General features: G+C 40.9%; 15 protein-coding genes. 4 read left to right on the top strand and 11 right to left on the bottom strand.

The genetic code is table 11. The features are described 5' to 3' along the window. Nucleotides 1-132 precede the first annotated feature (132 nt). Nucleotides 133-288 carry a DUF1540 domain-containing protein gene (locus tag CUU64_RS02190; RefSeq protein WP_101631646.1) on the top strand — a complete coding sequence of 52 codons (156 nt, stop codon included), beginning with the start codon at nucleotides 133-135 and terminating at the stop codon, nucleotides 286-288. Nucleotides 289-338: 50 nt separating this feature from the next. On the opposite strand, the gene CUU64_RS02185 is transcribed toward CUU64_RS02190, so the two are convergent. Both CUU64_RS02185 and CUU64_RS02180 read right to left on the bottom strand, forming a co-directional pair. Beyond that, nucleotides 339-1595 (bottom strand): YeeE/YedE family protein, encoded by a 1257-nt coding sequence (locus tag CUU64_RS02185; RefSeq protein ID WP_101631645.1) that lies wholly within the window; start codon nucleotides 1593-1595, stop codon nucleotides 339-341. Between the two features lie 243 nt (nucleotides 1596-1838). After that, entirely contained in the window at nucleotides 1839-2810 is a 972-nt protein-coding gene (locus tag CUU64_RS02180; protein ID WP_101631644.1) for a carbon-nitrogen hydrolase family protein, read from the bottom strand. Between the two features lie 213 nt (nucleotides 2811-3023). Between CUU64_RS02180 and CUU64_RS02175 the strand changes: the two genes are divergently transcribed. Both CUU64_RS02175 and CUU64_RS21805 read left to right on the top strand, forming a co-directional pair. After that, complete coding sequence (locus CUU64_RS02175; RefSeq protein ID WP_101631643.1) at nucleotides 3024-4070, top strand: potassium channel family protein; 1047 nt, start codon at nucleotides 3024-3026, stop codon at nucleotides 4068-4070. 172 nt (nucleotides 4071-4242) lie between these two features. After that, nucleotides 4243-4392 (top strand): hypothetical protein, encoded by a 150-nt coding sequence (locus tag CUU64_RS21805; RefSeq protein WP_180954432.1) that lies wholly within the window; start codon nucleotides 4243-4245, stop codon nucleotides 4390-4392. 60 nt (nucleotides 4393-4452) lie between these two features. Here CUU64_RS21805 and CUU64_RS02170 read toward each other — a convergent pair whose 3' ends face one another. From CUU64_RS02170 to pdhA, 4 genes are all read right to left on the bottom strand, one after another. After that, nucleotides 4453-5379: a DMT family transporter gene (locus tag CUU64_RS02170; protein ID WP_101631642.1), complete on the bottom strand. Its 927-nt coding sequence runs from the start codon at nucleotides 5377-5379 to the stop codon at nucleotides 4453-4455. 721 nt (nucleotides 5380-6100) lie between these two features. After that, nucleotides 6101-7372, bottom strand: coding sequence for a dihydrolipoamide acetyltransferase family protein (locus tag CUU64_RS02165; RefSeq protein ID WP_101631641.1), 1272 nt, complete (start codon nucleotides 7370-7372; stop codon nucleotides 6101-6103). A 19-nt stretch (nucleotides 7373-7391) separates the two neighbouring features. Next, a complete protein-coding gene (locus CUU64_RS02160; protein ID WP_101631640.1) occupies nucleotides 7392-8372 on the bottom strand; it encodes an alpha-ketoacid dehydrogenase subunit beta in 981 nt (326 codons plus the stop codon). Between the two features lie 6 nt (nucleotides 8373-8378). Next, entirely contained in the window at nucleotides 8379-9449 is a 1071-nt protein-coding gene (pdhA, locus tag CUU64_RS02155; RefSeq protein WP_308302324.1) for a pyruvate dehydrogenase (acetyl-transferring) E1 component subunit alpha, read from the bottom strand. Nucleotides 9450-9651: 202 nt separating this feature from the next. Here pdhA and CUU64_RS02150 point away from each other — a divergent pair, with 202 nt between their 5' ends. Next, nucleotides 9652-10545, top strand: a complete 894-nt coding sequence (locus CUU64_RS02150; protein WP_101631639.1) for a LysR substrate-binding domain-containing protein — start codon at nucleotides 9652-9654, stop codon at nucleotides 10543-10545. 395 nt (nucleotides 10546-10940) lie between these two features. Here the strand turns inward: CUU64_RS02150 and CUU64_RS02145 are convergent, their stop codons facing one another. The 5 genes from CUU64_RS02145 to hydA form a co-directional block, all read right to left on the bottom strand. Continuing rightward, nucleotides 10941-12281 carry an aspartate aminotransferase family protein gene (locus tag CUU64_RS02145; RefSeq protein WP_101631638.1) on the bottom strand — a complete coding sequence of 447 codons (1341 nt, stop codon included), beginning with the start codon at nucleotides 12279-12281 and terminating at the stop codon, nucleotides 10941-10943. A 34-nt stretch (nucleotides 12282-12315) separates the two neighbouring features. After that, the gene (locus CUU64_RS02140) at nucleotides 12316-13776 is read right to left on the bottom strand and encodes a CoA-acylating methylmalonate-semialdehyde dehydrogenase (RefSeq protein WP_101631637.1); all 1461 of its coding nucleotides are present in this window, start codon (nucleotides 13774-13776) and stop codon (nucleotides 12316-12318) included. Between the two features lie 193 nt (nucleotides 13777-13969). After that, the gene (locus tag CUU64_RS02135; RefSeq protein ID WP_101631636.1) at nucleotides 13970-15586 is read right to left on the bottom strand and encodes a PucR family transcriptional regulator; all 1617 of its coding nucleotides are present in this window, start codon (nucleotides 15584-15586) and stop codon (nucleotides 13970-13972) included. A gap of 137 nt (nucleotides 15587-15723) precedes the next feature. Then, the gene (locus tag CUU64_RS02130) at nucleotides 15724-15927 is read right to left on the bottom strand and encodes a hypothetical protein (RefSeq protein ID WP_101631635.1); all 204 of its coding nucleotides are present in this window, start codon (nucleotides 15925-15927) and stop codon (nucleotides 15724-15726) included. 94 nt (nucleotides 15928-16021) lie between these two features. Beyond that, nucleotides 16022-17440 carry a dihydropyrimidinase gene (gene hydA, locus CUU64_RS02125; protein ID WP_101631634.1) on the bottom strand — a complete coding sequence of 473 codons (1419 nt, stop codon included), beginning with the start codon at nucleotides 17438-17440 and terminating at the stop codon, nucleotides 16022-16024. Between the last annotated feature and the right edge of the window lie 12 nt (nucleotides 17441-17452).

Here is a 17452-nt window from a genome sequence, read left to right as displayed (position 1 = left end):
AATCCTGGGATTTTTTAATGCTTTCTTTCGAAATAATCTTCCTATATTTGGAATAGGAAAATGGTTTCCATCTAACTCAGGAAAGGTAATGTAATAATAAGAACACTATAACGAATAATGGAGGCGATACGAATGGCAAAGGATGTCCTTTGTGAGGTAAACAATTGCAAGTATTGGGCTACAGGGAATAAATGCTGGGCTGATTCCATTTACGTAGTTAGCCACAAAGGAAAACAAGCATCAACTATGGAAGAAACCGATTGTAAAACGTTTGAACCAAAGCTGTAAAATAAATAGGGGCAACCTCGGCAGGTTGCCCCTATTTATTTTCTATTATATTAACAAATTGAGTCAGTCGATTTTGGGTTTTTCAGCCCGAATAGAGGACGGATGTACAGTGCCAAGAATGTGCCAAGCATCGCCATGACCATCCATACCCAACCATGGAGACTAAAGGATGCGATTCCTCCAAAATAAGCCCCAATATTACAGCCAAATGCAAGGCGAGCTCCATAACCCATCATGAGCCCTCCAATGATGGCTGCTCCTGCTACACCAGGCTTAATTTTCTTAGGCTTAAACGTTCCTTGGAAAGCAGCCGAAATGAACGCGCCCAACATGATACCAAAGTTCATTACGCTTGTAGAGTCAGCTAATACCGTTTGAGTTAAAGCCACTCCGTTTACCCCTTGGAAGTAACCCCAGCTGGCTACATCAACTCCAGCTATAGAAAGAGCTTTTCCACCCCATAAAGCGAAAGCGGAAGTAATCCCCCATGGATTTCCCCTGATTGCTAGCGTCAGAGCATTTAATACAGCTAGAATGATGGCAGCTGCGAATAGCGGCCAAGATCCACGGAAAATCTTTTTCCAACCTGATGTGGTAGGCAGCGGCTTCATCATCGGTGGGTTTTTCTTTTTCGCAATCTGAACTGTTATCCAGTAGATAGCTGCAAACATCGCCATTTGAACAAGCCAGGCCCCAAAATAACCGAGTCCGGTAGATTCAGCGAGGGAAATTGGCTGAAGCTTTGGCATATCTTCCATCCAGAATGTGAAATGATATGCACCAAGAACAGAGCCTGCAATGAAAGAGATTAGGGTTAAAACCATCGAAGACGACCCTCCGCCTACCGAATACAATGTTCCGGAAGCACAGCCATTTCCAAGCTGCATCCCTATTCCAAAAATAAATGCTCCAAATATTACACTCGCCCCTACAGGCGAAACATAGCCTGCCGGTTTAATCCCAGTGAAACTAAAACCGGTACTCAATATAATGGCAAATAATGTTGTGGCAATTGCAAGCATAAGCATATGTGCTTGGAGTCCCTGTACATTTCCAACTGAAACAAGCCTGCGGAATGCTGATGTAAACCCAAAGCGGGCATGCAATAAAGTTGCACCAAGGGCAAGGCCGATTATAAACAAGATACCCTGGGTCCAGTTTGCCATGTTGACAATTGCTATTAATAGAATGATAGTTGCTAGAATCCCGGCCGCCACTAATGGCTTTTGCACCGGGCTAAGCTTCGTGACAACTGTTGTGGATTTATGATCCCAGTTTGCGGGCGTATTTAAAGTAGTCTGTGCCACTGAACTCACTCCTTATCCAATAAAATTACTCGGATTTTGATCCTTATATACCATAATCCCATTCTGCTTAAATGTAAAGTTCCTTGCTTAAGTAAAATGATTAGGAAAACGTAAAATTTTCTGTAACATCAACATTAATATTCTGGACAGTGTCACCAATGAATCCATTGGTAAAAAAGCTTTCTCAAAAAAAAAACGGCCGCCCTGTTAAGAGCGGCCGCCTTCCCCTACTAAAATCCTTTTCTACTTGGTTTGCTTTGTTTCCAACCATTTCACGCTCTCTTGCTTTTCTTGATTCACATGCAATTGAAATACATCAGGCCGTGAATAATGTCCCACGACATCAAAATCAAACTGGCTGGAAGCAATATCCCTTATATCCAAGTCGGCGATCAGGATATCCTCTTTGCCGAATACGGGTCCCGCTAGATAGTTACCCAATGGACCAACGATGGCACTGCCCCCGATGCTCATCTCGTCTTGTGAGGAAGCCAGTTCTGCGTAGCAGGCTAAATCTGTTGGATACATATCCTTTGTTACATATTGGTTAGAGGACAAAACAAAGCATCTTCCCTCCGCAGCAATATGGCGGATAGTCGATTGCCATAATTCCCTAGCATCCGCAGTCGGGGTTATGTAAATTTGGACACCTTTGGCATACATAGCTGTTCTCGCCAATGGCATGTAGTTTTCCCAACAAATTAATGCCCCAATACGACCATACGGTGTATCAAAAACGGGCAGTGTGCTTCCATCCCCTTCTCCCCAGATCAAGCGCTCAGAGGCTGTCGGTTTTAATTTTCGATGTTTCCCAAGAAGAGCCCCATCCGGTCCAAAAAATAATACGGTGCAATAAAGCGTCCCTCTGCTGAACTCATTATCTTTCTCGATAACACCAATAATGAGATAGACTCCAGCTTTGCGTGCTGCCTCCCCTAATAGGTTTGTCTCTTTCCCGGGCACACTTATAGAATTCTCCCAGTAACGAAGCCAGTCCTTTCTCCCCTCCTGTGAGCGGCTGCCAATGCTTGTACCAAAGCTTAGGCCTCTTGGATAAGCAGGAATGAATGCCTCAGGAAAAACTACAATGTTCGCCCCTTTTTCCCCCGCCTCCAGTGTCAAAGCTATAGCCTTTTTTGTACTTGCTTCCATGTCCATGATTACAGAAGCTGCTTGAATTACAGCCACCCGCACTTTACTTATTTTGTTGGCCATTTTGAACCTCCTTTTCCTTAGATTATATCTTCTTCTTTTCAGTGTTCAGAATCTTGGTTGTATTCAGATTATAATATATTTTAGAGGTTTAAGCATTTAGAGAAACGGGAAAAGTGTTGCATACTTTTTAGATGTTTAAACTAACAATACAGTATGCCTTTTCTTTTGTGCCTTATAATATCATCAATGATTTGAAAGTTAGGATGACATCAAATGAATAATATCAGAAAGTTCTTGTTAAATCTTATAAAAGTCAGGACCCAGATTTTTTTCCCTTTTTTTCTAATTTACATAATCACTGCAGCCTTTATCGCCTATTACTTGGAGCCGGACACATTCGGTTCTCTCCTCACCTCTTTTTATTGGGTGCTGACAACACTTTCCACGATTGGATTTGGTGATTATGCACCGGTTACGGATGCCGGGAAAATCTTCACCATTTGTTTGTATATTTCAGGGATAGGTCTTGTAAGTGTTTTTATTGGAAAAGTCGTCCGTTCGGTGAATCATTTTGAAAAACGCAGAGTTGGTGGAAAAATGGATTATACAGGAAAAGGGCATATCATCTTAATCGGATGGAGCAATAAATCGAAAATAGCCACGGAAGAAATACTGCAATCCGATAAAAACACGGAAACTGTCATCATAAGCAATCTTGAAAAATCACCTTACGATCACGACCGTGTTTTTTTTGTACGCGGAGATGCAACGAACCAAAGGACATTACTGCGTGCTAATTTGCAAAAAGCAAAAGGGGTTATCATTTTTGCAGACCATATCATGCAGGATCATTACACTAAAAAAGATCCGTTATTGATTGACGGGAAAACTCTTTTGGTTGCCACGGCAATCACTTCGATTGAAGAAGAAATGAACCTATCAATCCATGTTACGGCAGAGGTGATTGAACAGGAGCATATCCGCTTATTTAAACATGTTAACGTTGATGAATTTGTACCTACCCAGGAAATGATTTCCCAAGCGGCAGTCAGCTCCCTATTTCACCATGGTGTCACCCGTATGTATACGGAATTGATGAGCAAGCAATACGATGAAGGCATGCATGAAATAAAAAGGCGCCCTGAATGGAATACCTACCGTGATGCCTTCATCGACCTTCTTGATAAGGGAGCCACGCTAATAGCTGACCATAATGACCTCAAAATCCATAAAAAGCTTAGCCACCCAATTCCTGAAAACGCACAGCTGTTTGTCATTTGTGATAAAGAAACCCTGAAAAGAATAAACTCCGGAACTTAACATATTCCCTTCATTTAGATATTTTTTAAGTTGAATACTTTTAATAGAAAGAAAGAAGGCAATAGGTAAAAAGGTTGAATTGTCTTAGGGAAATATGCATAAAAATAAGTATTACGCTTATTTGAAAGATTAAGCATGTATTTGTTAAGACAAAGACCTGGGAGTGGAGAAAATGGAGCAAAAACCGTTTTATTATGATGGAAGTGCAATGCCCACCCATGTAAAAAGAAATGAAGAAAACGAAAAAATACGCATCAAGATTACACCTGACATGCGCAAATATATTTGCTGTAACCCATATCATATTTCCGGAGAACAATAAATCTAGTAGTCCACTGAAAACCCCCAATCCATTGGACGGGGGTTTTCGGGTTTTCTCTTTCTATTTAATTTGCTTCAGACTGCCAGACTTTTGGGTTAATACTTCCGGTCCCTCAAGCTTGGCCTTTGGTTTGCGGGAGGAGAGATATACACCTGCGAAAATAATCAAGAGGCCAACGATGACATTTGGCGTTATGGATTCACCAAGCAGTACATAGCCCCACACCATGGCGGTACCAGGAATTAAGTATGTTACTGTCGCAGCTAACTCAGGGCTTCCCTTCTTATTTATGTAGAAATAGATAAGCTGGCCTAGGCCGGAACCAAAGCAGCCCAGGCCAATAACGGCAAATATGGCAATAGGATCCATCAACTGCTTCATATAAATGGGCTCCGTCAACAGCATCCCTGTCAAACCAATCACCGCTCCGGTCAACAAGGTGAATGCTGTAATGACCAATACACCAATATTTGAAAGATACCGTTTCGTCAATTGTCCTGCAAATCCATAACAAATGGAAGCCAGCAGCATCGTGCCAATCCCAATAAACTCCTTGCCAAAAAGCTCACCTACTTGAAAATCCATTAAGACCAATATTCCAAAAAAACCGATTACGATACCTGACCATTGACGGGCAGAAAGCACATAAGAAAATACAATAAAGCCAATGAGCCCCGTCCATATTGGAGTCGTTGCATTGAGAATAGATGCCGTATTGCTATTGATTTCGGTTTCACTTAAGGGAATGAGTGCCCAGGCCAAACCGCAATTAAAGATGCCAACAATTATTAATGCCTTCCAAGGTAATTTCCAATTAATTTCTGCCCTCTTCCGCCATAAGACAGGAAACAAAACTGCAGCACCTGCTAAACAGCGAAGAAACACAATCCCCCAAACTCCGGCCACAGGAAGCAGCCATTTCATGAACACAAAAGATAAACCCCATATTAGACTTAGCCCGAATAAGGCTGCATATAAGCGAAACATGATTTCACTCCTTTCAACTATTATTATGGCAAAATTTTAACGATATTTCATATGAATTCTTGCTTTTTAATTCATAACAACTTTAACACCGTAAATTCTGGTATTTTATTTTTTGTTTACATAATATTATTATAAAGTGATAATTACCACAAAAAACGCAAAAAAGTGGAAGGTTCTTTTTCATTAATTGAACCTTCCACACTCATTTTTTATATTATTATGTGAATCTTTTAATTTCTTTTCGCTAAATCTTTGCCCTCAAAATCTTGCAGAGAAGTCTTATCGATTCTAAATTTTATTCCAACAGATGCCAATTATACATGGCTCCCACGGATATTAAAATATCTTCACGAAACGTGTAGAAGCCGGCATAAACAGACATCGTTCATCTACCAATCTCCAATATGTATAGATTTCCTATACTATTGGATATAGCTGTATTTGTACAGGATATCCACCCCACAGGAATTGCCGCCTGGTGTATTAAATTCCTATTATGAAATTACATATATTGGTATCAAAAATATTGTTATTTCCCATTGATTCTATGGATTACCTCGCCAAGCACACTTTCGGCAGCCTTCTTCTCATGTTGGGTGAGGGTAGACAGTTAATGAGATACCTTAACACTAACCCCAAGTTCAATTGCTATTGTGGTTTCTCCTATCAACTCCCTCTGTACATTTACCGATTAAATCAATACCCAGTCATTTCTATTGAACTAAATTTCGAGAAGGAACAAATCCGGCTGTTCCAGAAATTCGATGACTCTCTTTAAAAAATTGGCTGCAAGAACACCATCGATTACTTGATGATCAAATGCCAGAGAAAGTCCGACAACATCGCCAATAGCAATCTCATTATTCACAATGACGGGCTTTTTATGAATTTTATTTACGCCTAAAATGGCTACCTCTGGATGATTTACGATAGGTGTACCATACTTCACCGATCTTGTCGCACCTATGTTGGAAATAGTAAAGGTACCGTCCTGCATGTCTTCCAGTTTAAGTTTATTATTTCTTGCTTTTTCACTGAGTGAAACAATTTCTTTTGCCAACCTGCGAATGCTTTTTTTATCGGCTTGTTTAATGACAGGCACCATTAGGCCGCTTGGTGTATCAACTGCTACGCCAATGTTATATCTTTTTTTAAGGATAATTTCCTGCGTTTCCAAATCAATGGTAGAATTCAAATAAGGATATTCCTGCAAGGCAGTAACCACTGCTTTGATGATGTAAGGAAGATATGTTAATTTAACCCCTCTTTTCATTGCCTTCTCAGCCATTTTCTCCTTCAAGGAAATAAGCTCAGTAATATTTGCGTCATCCATTACGGTGCTTAGTGCAGCTAAGGACGTGGACTTCATCATATTTTGTGCGATTTGCTTCCGGATTCCTTTTAATGGCACCCGTTCATCCAGCTCAAACTGTTCTTCGCCCAAACTTTGAGGATTCTCGATATTAATCGTAGTCTCCTGAAGTTGTCTTGATTGTGAATTATCTAAAAAGGATCTTACATCTTGTTCTGTTATGCGGCCACCCTTTCCCGTTCCTGTAACCATTGTAAGGTCAACCTTCAGTTCCCGAGCCAATTTCCTTACTGAAGGAACGGCTATTGGAAGATACTTTCCAGGTTTCCTTTTTTGGGCTGAACTTGTTTCAACAGACATACTCGTGGAGATTTCAGATGATGTTTTGCTTATGTAATTGTTTTTTTCACTGCTTTCTTTTGGCGGCTCAGATTTTGTGGATTTATTCGTTTCTATGGAAACCAGGATGGATCCTACTTCAATGTTTTCCCCCTCGTCACCATGGAGTTTTTCTATTTTTCCTCCTACCGGAGAGGAGATTTCAACAATTGCCTTATCGGTTTGCACTTCTACAATTAGCTGGTCTTCAACAATAACATCATTAGGTTGGGCGTGCCACTTTACTATTTCTCCCTCGGCAATACCCTCCCCCACATCAGGAAATTTGAATTCATATAACATAACATGTTCACCCTTCCTTTTAGTAGTCCATCACTTCTTGAACCGCCCGGATTAATCGATCCTTGTTAGGTAGCCACTCTTCTTCAACTTGGGTGAAAGGATAAGGTGTATCATATCCAGTCACTCGTTTAATCGGGCATTGCAAGTAAAGAAAAGCTTCTTCCATGATCCTTGTAGCAACCTCCGCCCCGAAACCGTTTGTCCTGACCGCCTCATGGGTAATAATTACCCTGCCCGTTTTTCTTACAGAATTCATTACAGTTTCATAATCAAACGGAACCAGACTTCGTAAATCTACCACTTCAATAGACACGTCCATCTTTTCTGCACAATATTCAGCGGTTTTTCTGGCCGTTCCAACCGGTGCGCCCCAGCTGATTAATGTAATGTCCTCTCCTTCCCTAATAATGTTGGCATCGCCAAGGGGAATACGGTAAGGTTCATTTGGAACTTCTACCTGAAAAGAACGGTAAAGTCGCATAGGCTCAAAAAAGATTACTGGATCCGGGTCATCGATAGCTGATAATAACAAACCCTTGGCATCATACGGATTGCTTGGTATAACTACTTTTAAACCGGGCGTATGTGTAAAAAATGCTTCCATGCTATCGCTATGAAGCTCCAGCGCCCTTACTCCTCCCCCAAATGGCCCGCGGATGACAATAGGTGTTGAAAAGCTTGCCCCTGTCCGCATTCGGCTTCGGGATAATTGTGAACATACCTGATCCATCGTTGAATACATGAATCCCATAAACTGAATTTCTACTATTGGTTTAAAGCCATTTGCCGCTAATCCAATTGAAGCACCAACAATACCTGATTCAGCTAAGGGCGTGTCAATGACCCGACTCTCACCAAATCTTTTTTGAAGATTATCGGTTACCCTGAACACTCCCCCGTTTGCCCCTATATCCTGGCCTAACGCAAGAATGGAAGTATCGGCTTCCATTGCCTGTGAAATAGCTTCATTGATTGCTTGAACCATTGATTTCATTGCCATAAACCATTACCTCCCATCTTTTCCATATAAGGCTTGAACTTCTTGTTTCTGTTTACGAAGATTTTCTGGCATCTCTGTATAAACCATTTCAAAAATTTCTTCTAGTCTTGTTTTTGGAGTTTTTTCAAATTCCTCTACAGCTTCTGATATTTCTGCATTAATTTTCATCAGTTCCTTTTCCACTTCAAACCTTTCCCAAATGCCGTAATTCTCCAAAAACTTTTGGTACCTCGCTAACGGATCACGCAATTTCCAATCCTCCACAACAGAACTTTCTTGATAGCGGGTAGGGTCATCCGATGTCGTATGAGGTTGGACACGATATGTCAATGCTTCAATCAATGTTGGCCCAGCTCCTCTTCTTGCATGCTCAATCGCTTCTTCAGTAACCTTTCGGACAGCTAGAATATCATTGCCATCGACAAGAACACCCTTCATCCCGTAAGCAATTGCTTTTTGGGCTATTGTTGGGGTAGCTGTTTGTTTAGAATAAGGTACGCTGATTGCCCATTGATTGTTTTGGCAAAAAAATACAACAGGGGCTTTCATAACTGATGCTATGTTTAAGCCTTCATGAAAATCGCCTTTTGAGGTTGCACCATCACCAAAATAAGTCAGGGCTACATTTTTCTCATTACGTAGCTTAAAAGCCCATGCAGCTCCCACCGCCTGAGGGATTTGCGGCGGAATCATAATCCCATACGGAAATATATTTACACCATTCCTAACAGTACCTCCTGTATGATGCCCGGAAAAATATAAGAGTGCAGTAACGAGATCTTTTCCAAACATTAAGGTCGCACAAAGATCCCTGCCATATGGGAACATCCAGTCAGATTTTCCAAGTACAGTAGCACTACCTACCTGCGCCGCTTCTTGTCCTCTATATGGAGGGTATGTACCAATTCTTCCTTGACGTTGTAATCGGAAGACTTTCTCGTCTAGCACTCTTGAGAAAAGCATTTTTTGATACAAATCCAATAAATTTTCATCCTCTAAATCTACTGAATATCCTTCTGCGATACTTCCATCGTCATTTATCACTCGAATCATGTCGAAATCTGAAACATAACCCAACCTTTACACCCCATTTTTAGGATTTTATTAAGTGTTTATTTAAGCGCTTTTATTCAATTGCATGAATTAATAGCTAAATAGATTTCTCGGTGAAAAAGTGATTCTAATTCTATTCTATTCATATAATAAAAATGATACAAATATATAATTGACTGAAAATTAATACTTATGAGATATTAATCAAAAAGGGAGAGGATTGAAAATGGAACTAAGATATTTGAAATATTTTATCGCGGTTGCGGAAGAGTTGCACTTTGGCAAGGCAGCTAAAAGGTTACATATGGCTCAGCCACCATTAAGCATCCAGATTAAAAACCTGGAAAAAGAGCTAGGAGTCCCGCTTTTTAACCGAAATAAGCGAAATGTTGAATTAACAATTGCCGGCACATTATTTTTGGAAGAAGCGCGAAAGTTGCTGTTACAGCTAGAGCATGCACAAAATATTGCAAGGTGGGCTCATCGTGGAGAAACCGGGAAATTGGTAATGGCTTTTATAGGATCTTCCAATTATGACATTATTCCGATAATGAAAGGGTATCGCAAGCGGTTTCCTAAAGTGGAAATTACCCTATTACAAATGTATACTCCAGTCCAATTGGAGGAACTGGAAAAGGGGACGATTGATATCGGCATCATGCGCCCTCCCTCTACCAATACCTCTCTTAACTGTGAAACGATTCGACGTGAGCGATGGGTAGCCGCACTTCCGGAGGGACATCCTTTACTGGATTTAGGCGAACCTTTACCCCTGATTTTTCTAAAAGAAATGCCTATTATTTTGTATCCCCGAAACCTGGTTGGGCCGAGATTCTATGATGCCATTATGAAACTATGTTATGATGCTGGTTTTAGCCCCAATATCGTATATGAAGCACCTGAAATGCAAACCGCTATTGCACTTGCCGCATCAGAAATCGGCATTGCATTAGTTCCCTATTCCACTCAGTTCTTATATAGTAAGGGCGTAGAATACCGTATGTTGGATGATCCTACCCCAAGCGCAGAAACTATTGTAGCTTGGCGCAAAAAAGAAACATCCCCGCTTGTGTACTCCTTTCTTAATTTTTGTAAAGAAATAGCAATCTTCCAAGACTAGAGTTCTATTATTCAAATGGCATATATATAGCTTAATGATTGAGAACAATAATTCGGTTTGAAGCTGACCTCTTTATTAATAAATGACAGAAAATAAAAATAGGCATATGCCTGTTACATAAATTTTCCCTTTCAAAAGACAAGGGTGTCAGCTAATCAGCAGAGCGCCAAGACCATCTTATTAGGTGACATCTCTATCTATGATTGTAGATGAAAAAAAATAAAGCAGTGCAGTTGAAATAGGATAGTAAAATAAACTCTAATATATCTTCAGGTTCATCTTCTAGCATCATATTCTATAGTAATCGCGGTTCTATTAACATGATACCGCTTGATAAACAGACATATAAAAAAGATGAGGTATTCCCCATCTTTCAAATCAAAAATTTCGTTTTGCTACAACTCCAAAAAACTTTGCTTTAACGTACGCACAATGAAGGCATAGTCATCATCGGTTATACTTAGCGGCGGTGCCAGCGCTATTACGTTATTGAATCCTGCGACTGTGTCTCCGTTCTTCCCAATAATAAGTCCCTTTTCTTTGCACAACCCAATTACCTTGTTTACCTTTTCGATTTCCAGAGGGGCCTTTGTTTCTTTATCTTTTACTAATTCTATGCCGACAAGGAGCCCTTTTCCGCGTACATCCCCGACCAATGGATGATTCTTTAATTCTTGTAAGTCAGCCAAAAGCTTTTCTCCCAATATTCTGGATCTTTCAATGAGGTTTTCATTTTCGTATATTTCTAAATTTTTTAAAGCGAGCGCACATGCAGCCGGATTTCCACCAAAGGTATTCACATGGCGGAAACGGTCATACGTGTCTGCCCCAGCGTAAGCCTCGTAAATATCCCGTTTTACCGCGGTCGCCGATAACGGTAAATACGCACTTGTTATTCCTTTTGCCATTGTGATAATATCCGGCTTCACTCCGTAATTCATAAACCCGAATGGTTTACCGGTTCTTCCAAAACCGCAGATAACTTCATCGCAAATCAGCAGGGCTCCATGGCTCTCACAGATTTCCTTCACCCTGGCCATATATCCTTGTGGCGGCATAATGATTCCTCCACCGGTAATAATAGGCTCCATGATCACACCTGCAATGGTTTCACTAATTTCCCATGTCATCACCCGGTCAATTTCTTCAGCAGAAGCCAAAGTAGTCGAATCTTCCGGATTCCGGTAAGTATCAGGAGGGGCTACATGTAGGAAACCTTGCCCAAGAGGTTCATATTTATATTTTCTTTCCGCCTGCCCTGTTGCCGCTAACGCCCCCATTGTATTCCCATGATAAGCTCGATATCTTGAGATGAATTTATAACGGTTGTGCCCTCCCGTTTGTTGATGGTATTGGCGTGCAATTTTAAATGCAGCTTCATTTGCTTCTGATCCGCTGTTTGAAAAGAAAATGACATACTCGTCACCGAGCCACTCATTTAATTTTTCCGCTAGTTTTATGGCCGGGATGTGGCTTTGAGTTAAGGGAACATATGCTAATTCCTGCAATTGTTTAAATGCTGCTTCCGCAAGCTCCTGTCTTCCATAACCAACGTTTACGCACCATAAGCCTGACATTCCATCAAGGTATCTATTGCCCTCGGTATCAGTGATCCATGCACCGCTTCCCTTGGTAAATACTGTATTTGCCTGCCCAGGGGCTGAACCTTTCATGGAATGCCATAGAAACTTTTCATCCGCCTCTTGAAGTGTATGAGTCTTTTCTAGATTTTTCATCACACCAGCTCCATATTAATGAATTTGTAACGCATTAATACCGGGCAGTAAGCATTTTTTTACGGGTATAAAACTCCACTCCGTCCTTGCCATTGGCATGAAGATCTCCGTAAAACGACTTTTTATAACCTGAGAATGGGAAAAATGCCATTGGTGCAGGTACACCCAGATTTACACCCAGCATGCCTGCATCCATGTCATCCCGGAATTGGCGGATTGCTTTCGCACTGTCTGTATAAAGGCAGGCACCATTCGCAAATTCAGATTCATTAGCAAGTTCAATGGCTTTATCAAGACTTTCAACCCGGACAACAGATAATACAGGCGCAAAAATTTCATCTTTCCAAATTTTCATGTTTGTCTTTACGCTGTCAAATATGGTAGGCCCAATAAAGTATCCTTCCTCAGATACTTCGTCATTTCGTCCATCCCTGATTATTTGGGCTCCCTGTTCTTTTCCTGATTCGATATATTTCAGGGTTCGTTCCTTATGCGATTGCCGAATGACAGGCCCCAGGAATACCTCCTTGTCAAGGCCATTGCCTATTACAATTTCATCAGCGGCTTTTTTAAGCCTGTTCACAAGTTCATCCGCAATATCTCCAACCGCCACAACAACGGAAGCAGCCATGCAACGTTCACCGGCAGAACCGAAGGCAGCCATCGTAATATTTCTAACCGCATTCTCCATATCCGCGTCCGGCATAACAATTGAATGGTTTTTCGCCCCGGCAAGTGCTTGAACACGCTTTCCATTTGCAGCCGCAGTCTTATAAATATATTCTGCAACTGGTTGTGAGCCCACAAAAGATATCGCCTTGACATCTTCATGTTCAAGCAATCCGTTTACTACATCATGTGCACCATGAACCACATTTAGAACCCCATCTGGCAAACCGGCCTCTTTCATAAGTTCCGCCAATCGGTTTGCTAAAAGCGGTGTCCTTTCTGAAGGCTTCAATATAAACGTATTTCCACAGGCAATAGCGAGCGGGAACATCCAGCAAGGTACCATCATAGGGAAATTAAATGGTGTGATTCCCCCTATTACCCCAATTGGATAACGGTACATTCCTGATTCAATTCCTGTTGCAATGTCCGGTAGCTGGTATCCTTGCATGAGAGTTGGAACACCTGAAGCAAACTCCACGCACTCGATACCGCGTAACACTTCCCCGTAAGCTTCTTCATAGCTTTTTCCATTTTCCTGGGTCACCAGCGTAGCTAGATCGTCCCAGTTTTCCGTCAAGAGCTGATGGTATCGGAACAGAATTCGTGCCCTTTGAGGAACAGCTATATTTTTCCAGTATTTAAACGCTTCTTTCGCTACAGCCACTGCGTGATTCACATCTTCACGTGTTGAAATCGGAACTTTTGCTAGTAATTCACCTGTTGCTGGGTTAGGAACATCTTCAAACTTTTCACTTGAAGACTCGACCCAGACGCCGCCTACAAAATTCTTTAGAACATCTACTGCCGGTTTGGTAAGACCCATATCATTTACCTCCATAATCATTCCATAGATATATAACTTTTATTGTCCTCATTATATACGGGAAAGGAAGGTCGGTTCATTAGACATTTTGTATACAAATTATTGAATATTTGTAACAGAGTGTAAGTAAATTTCGATAGGGCTGCGTATCATCTTCTATATAACGAAATAGAAGCCCCCAACGGAGCTCCAGCTAAATTTCATATCGTAACAAATCTTCTTTCTTAGTGCTCAATAAATAATCATGTGCCAATACCATAAATTCAATAGCCAATCGCCTTTCCGACTGCATAAAGTCTTTTCCAAGGAGCTTTTCCAGCTTTTCCAGCCGATGATATAAAGTCTGCCGAACGATAAATAACCTTCTTGAAGTTTCTTGTTTGGAACCATTACATCTTAAATAAGTTTTTAACGTGACCATCAATTCCCCGTTAAATTGTTTATCGTACAGTATTACAGGCTCAAGGTATTCTTTCACAGTTTCCTCCAGATTACTATGCTCTTTTATTAGTGACAGAATCCGGTACATATGCAAGTCCTGATAAAAATAACTTTTATTTTCTTGGGTTAACTTATCCTGCAAAACAAGTGCCTCTTTTGCTGTTTTATAGCTCTTATACAAGTCTCCAAGATTAGTCACATATTTTCCCACACCAAAGGCTATACCTGAGCTTCTCTTTCTACTAATTCTCTCAGAATTAATAATGCGTTCAAAGGCGTCGGCCATTCTGTCTTTCCAGTTTTCCGGGGAACGTTTATCACCCATAATAAAAATCAGATGATGCTGCATTTCTGTTGGAAATATCAAAAAGCCCGCTTGTTCAAATACTGTTCTGAACAATAATTTGAAATACGTACGGTCTACTACTGCATTGTTTCTGGTCGCAGGCGGAAGTTTACAAATGCAGACGGCTGCCCCATGGAGTTTTATTCGGGGATGACTGAATGATAGTTGGTTTCGGATCGCCTCATCGCTATGCTCTCCGTCTAGCCAGCTCCTAATCCATGTACCTTCTTCCACATTTTTTTTCTCTTCCACATATAAATCACGCAAAAAATGTTGTGCAAGAGCAGTGGCCGTTCTATCTAGGATAATCAGATCAAACTCATTCAATTCCCTCTGCTTTGAAAAGATGGCCAGTTCCGCATAAGCTTCACCAAGAATCTGTATGGATTGCCTGGAAACACAAGGATCAGATAGGTTCTCCGATTCTTGTATCTTTCCAATAAGTTGCCTTAACACATCTCCTCGGATATTTGGACAAGCTTTAAATTCTTGGTTATTAAATAAAATCAAAACCTGTACCTCTAAATAGTTTTGTAAAAACTTCAAAATCTGGTCGTAATGATCGACTTCAAGCAACATCTTATTAAGTTCCTGGGAATAGCTTTCTATGCTGGAGATAAGTAGGTATTGTTTGTTTATTATGACGGAATGCAAATCGTGGGTAATTTCAACAAAGGGTACTTCCTGATGGAAAAGTATGATTGGAAAGTTGTAATGGTTTGCTAGTATGATTACGTCTTGAGGTATCTTAGAAATATGGGTTCCTATTTCAATGCAAAGGCCAGCAGCATGGGTGTTGATCAATTGCTTTATAAAGGGGATTAAAAGCGTTTCATCATCCTTCCAGCCTAATCCGGTAGTCAGGATCAGCTCATTTCCATTTAACAAATGCGTTATTTGGGTTGATTCCACTACATGAACCCATTTTACCAACCTTTTTTTTCCCTCTTTTCCTGCCAGCATTTCACTTTTATCGAAATATTTTCGTCTTAAGATTTCTTCAATGGTCATAAAAGATTTCATCCATCCAACCCCTTTACCTAAGACTAACTAATTCCATTATAAAGAAATACTGGTTGGTGCTCTACTTCTTTGTTAGTTTTTCTTACACCAAAAAAAGACAAGATTTTACCTTGTCCCCACTTTTACAATCGGATGCCTTACTTATTCAAGAGAATGATAGAAAAGTACTTTCTCCCATCCGCCGTTTTGATGTGGAGCTGCTTCAAGTCGCCATCTTTTTTCGATATAAAGTCCACAAAGGCTCCGCTAAGATTTTCTGTTACATTTACTATACGATATCCCTGGCCTATTAATAAATCCATTTGTTCCCTTTCAGCCAGAAATTCCTGATAATCCGACATATGCATCCCTCTTTTAATGAAATCCCCCCCTTTATCGGGGGGCACGTGAAACTCTTTACCTTATGATAATCAGTGATTTTAGCTTTTTGACAGATTAAACGGACAAACCTTCTTTTTCATTTATCGACTGAGCACTTCCATATTTATCCCTTTTCAGATATAGCCCTTTCCCGGGTGTACCTACAAAACTTTTGTCCCGAATGACAAATTGTCCTCTTGATAATACAGAGACTGGCTCCCCAGTTACTTTCATCCCTTCAAAGGCATTATAATCAACGGCCATATGGTGTGTACTAGCTGAAATTGTTCTTTCTGAAACAGGATCAAAAATAATGATATCTGCATCAGCTCCAACTGTTATGGTCCCTTTTTGCGGATAAAGTCCAAATAACTTGGCAGCTCTAGTTGATGTAATTTCTACAAATTGATTTAAGGAGATTCTCCCTTTGGTAACCCCTTCCGAGAACAAGATACTCATGCGGTCTTCGATCATGGGACCACCATTCGGGATTTTTGTGAAATCATCTTTCCCAAGATCCTTTTGCCCTTTGAAATCAAACGAACATTGGTCGGATCCGATTGTCTGCAGCTGGCCGTTTTTCAATGCGTTCCACAGGACATTCTGATGCCGTTTTTCCCGAAGCGGCGGGGACCAAACATACTTGGCACCTTCGAAATTTGGCTTCTCTAAGTAGGATTGGTCAAGAACTAAATACTGCGGACAGGTTTCCCCCCAAATATCAAAACCCTTGTTTCTGGCTTCTATAATTCTTTCAACCGCATCCTCGCAGGAAACATGGACTACATATAGCTGAGAATTGGCGAGGCCGGCCAACTGAGCCGCCCTACCTGTTGCTTCTCCTTCTATTTCAGGTGGCCTGGTTAACGCATGATAGATCGGTTCCGTCTTTCCTTCGTCCAGAGCTTTTTTTGTTAAGTAGTCTATTACGTCTCCATTCTCAGCATGAACCATGACAAGCGCTCCATGTTCCCGGGCAGTGACCAAGGTTCGAAATAGGGTTTCGTCATCAGCCTGGAACACGTTTTTATAAGCCATGAACACTTTAAATGAGGTGATCCCTTCCTCATCTATTACACTTGGTATCTCTTGTAAAACATCGTCATTTATCTCTGAAATCATTAGGTGAAAGCCGTAGTCAATGACCGCTTTATTTCTTGATTTATTATGCCAGGTTTCGATTGCGCTTTTTAAGGGTTTTCCTTTTTCGGTCAAACAGAAATCTATCACAGTAGTTGTTCCGCCAAAAGCAGCTGCTATTGTACCCGTTTCAAAGTCGTCTTTTGTTACAGTGCCTCCGAATGGCATCTCCAGATGTGTGTGTGGATCAATTCCACCCGGGAAAACATAAAAACCGGAAGCATCGATAACCTCAGCGCCTTCAAAGTTCAGGTTGGCTCCTATTGCCGTAATCTTTTCATTTTCAATTAATATATCTGCTGAATAGGTATCAGCAGCGGTCACGATTGTGCCGTTTTTAATTAATTTCCTCATCATTATGCCTCC

This window comes from Bacillus sp. V5-8f, from assembly GCF_002863565.1.
Taxonomy (GTDB): Bacteria; Bacillota; Bacilli; order Bacillales; family DSM-1321; genus Peribacillus.
Note: the sequence above shows the minus strand (reverse complement) of the source record. Positions and strands in the feature narration are given on the sequence as shown.

Excerpts from the sequence above, each read along its gene's own strand:
- CUU64_RS02190 (WP_101631646.1), top strand. The coding sequence starts at position 133 with ATGGCAAAGGATGTCCTTTGTGAGGTAAACAATTGCAAGTATTGGGCT.
- CUU64_RS02180 (WP_101631644.1), bottom strand. The coding sequence starts at position 2,810 with ATGGCCAACAAAATAAGTAAAGTGCGGGTGGCTGTAATTCAAGCAGCT.
- CUU64_RS02175 (WP_101631643.1), top strand. The coding sequence starts at position 3,024 with ATGAATAATATCAGAAAGTTCTTGTTAAATCTTATAAAAGTCAGGACC.
- CUU64_RS21805 (WP_180954432.1), top strand. The coding sequence starts at position 4,243 with ATGGAGCAAAAACCGTTTTATTATGATGGAAGTGCAATGCCCACCCAT.
- CUU64_RS02170 (WP_101631642.1), bottom strand. The coding sequence starts at position 5,379 with ATGTTTCGCTTATATGCAGCCTTATTCGGGCTAAGTCTAATATGGGGT.
- CUU64_RS02165 (WP_101631641.1), bottom strand. The coding sequence starts at position 7,372 with ATGTTATATGAATTCAAATTTCCTGATGTGGGGGAGGGTATTGCCGAG.
- CUU64_RS02160 (WP_101631640.1), bottom strand. The coding sequence starts at position 8,372 with ATGGCAATGAAATCAATGGTTCAAGCAATCAATGAAGCTATTTCACAG.
- CUU64_RS02150 (WP_101631639.1), top strand. The coding sequence starts at position 9,652 with ATGGAACTAAGATATTTGAAATATTTTATCGCGGTTGCGGAAGAGTTG.
- CUU64_RS02145 (WP_101631638.1), bottom strand. The coding sequence starts at position 12,281 with ATGAAAAATCTAGAAAAGACTCATACACTTCAAGAGGCGGATGAAAAG.
- CUU64_RS02140 (WP_101631637.1), bottom strand. The coding sequence starts at position 13,776 with ATGGGTCTTACCAAACCGGCAGTAGATGTTCTAAAGAATTTTGTAGGC.
- CUU64_RS02135 (WP_101631636.1), bottom strand. The coding sequence starts at position 15,586 with ATGAAATCTTTTATGACCATTGAAGAAATCTTAAGACGAAAATATTTC.
- CUU64_RS02130 (WP_101631635.1), bottom strand. The coding sequence starts at position 15,927 with ATGTCGGATTATCAGGAATTTCTGGCTGAAAGGGAACAAATGGATTTA.
- hydA (WP_101631634.1), bottom strand. The coding sequence starts at position 17,440 with ATGAGGAAATTAATTAAAAACGGCACAATCGTGACCGCTGCTGATACC.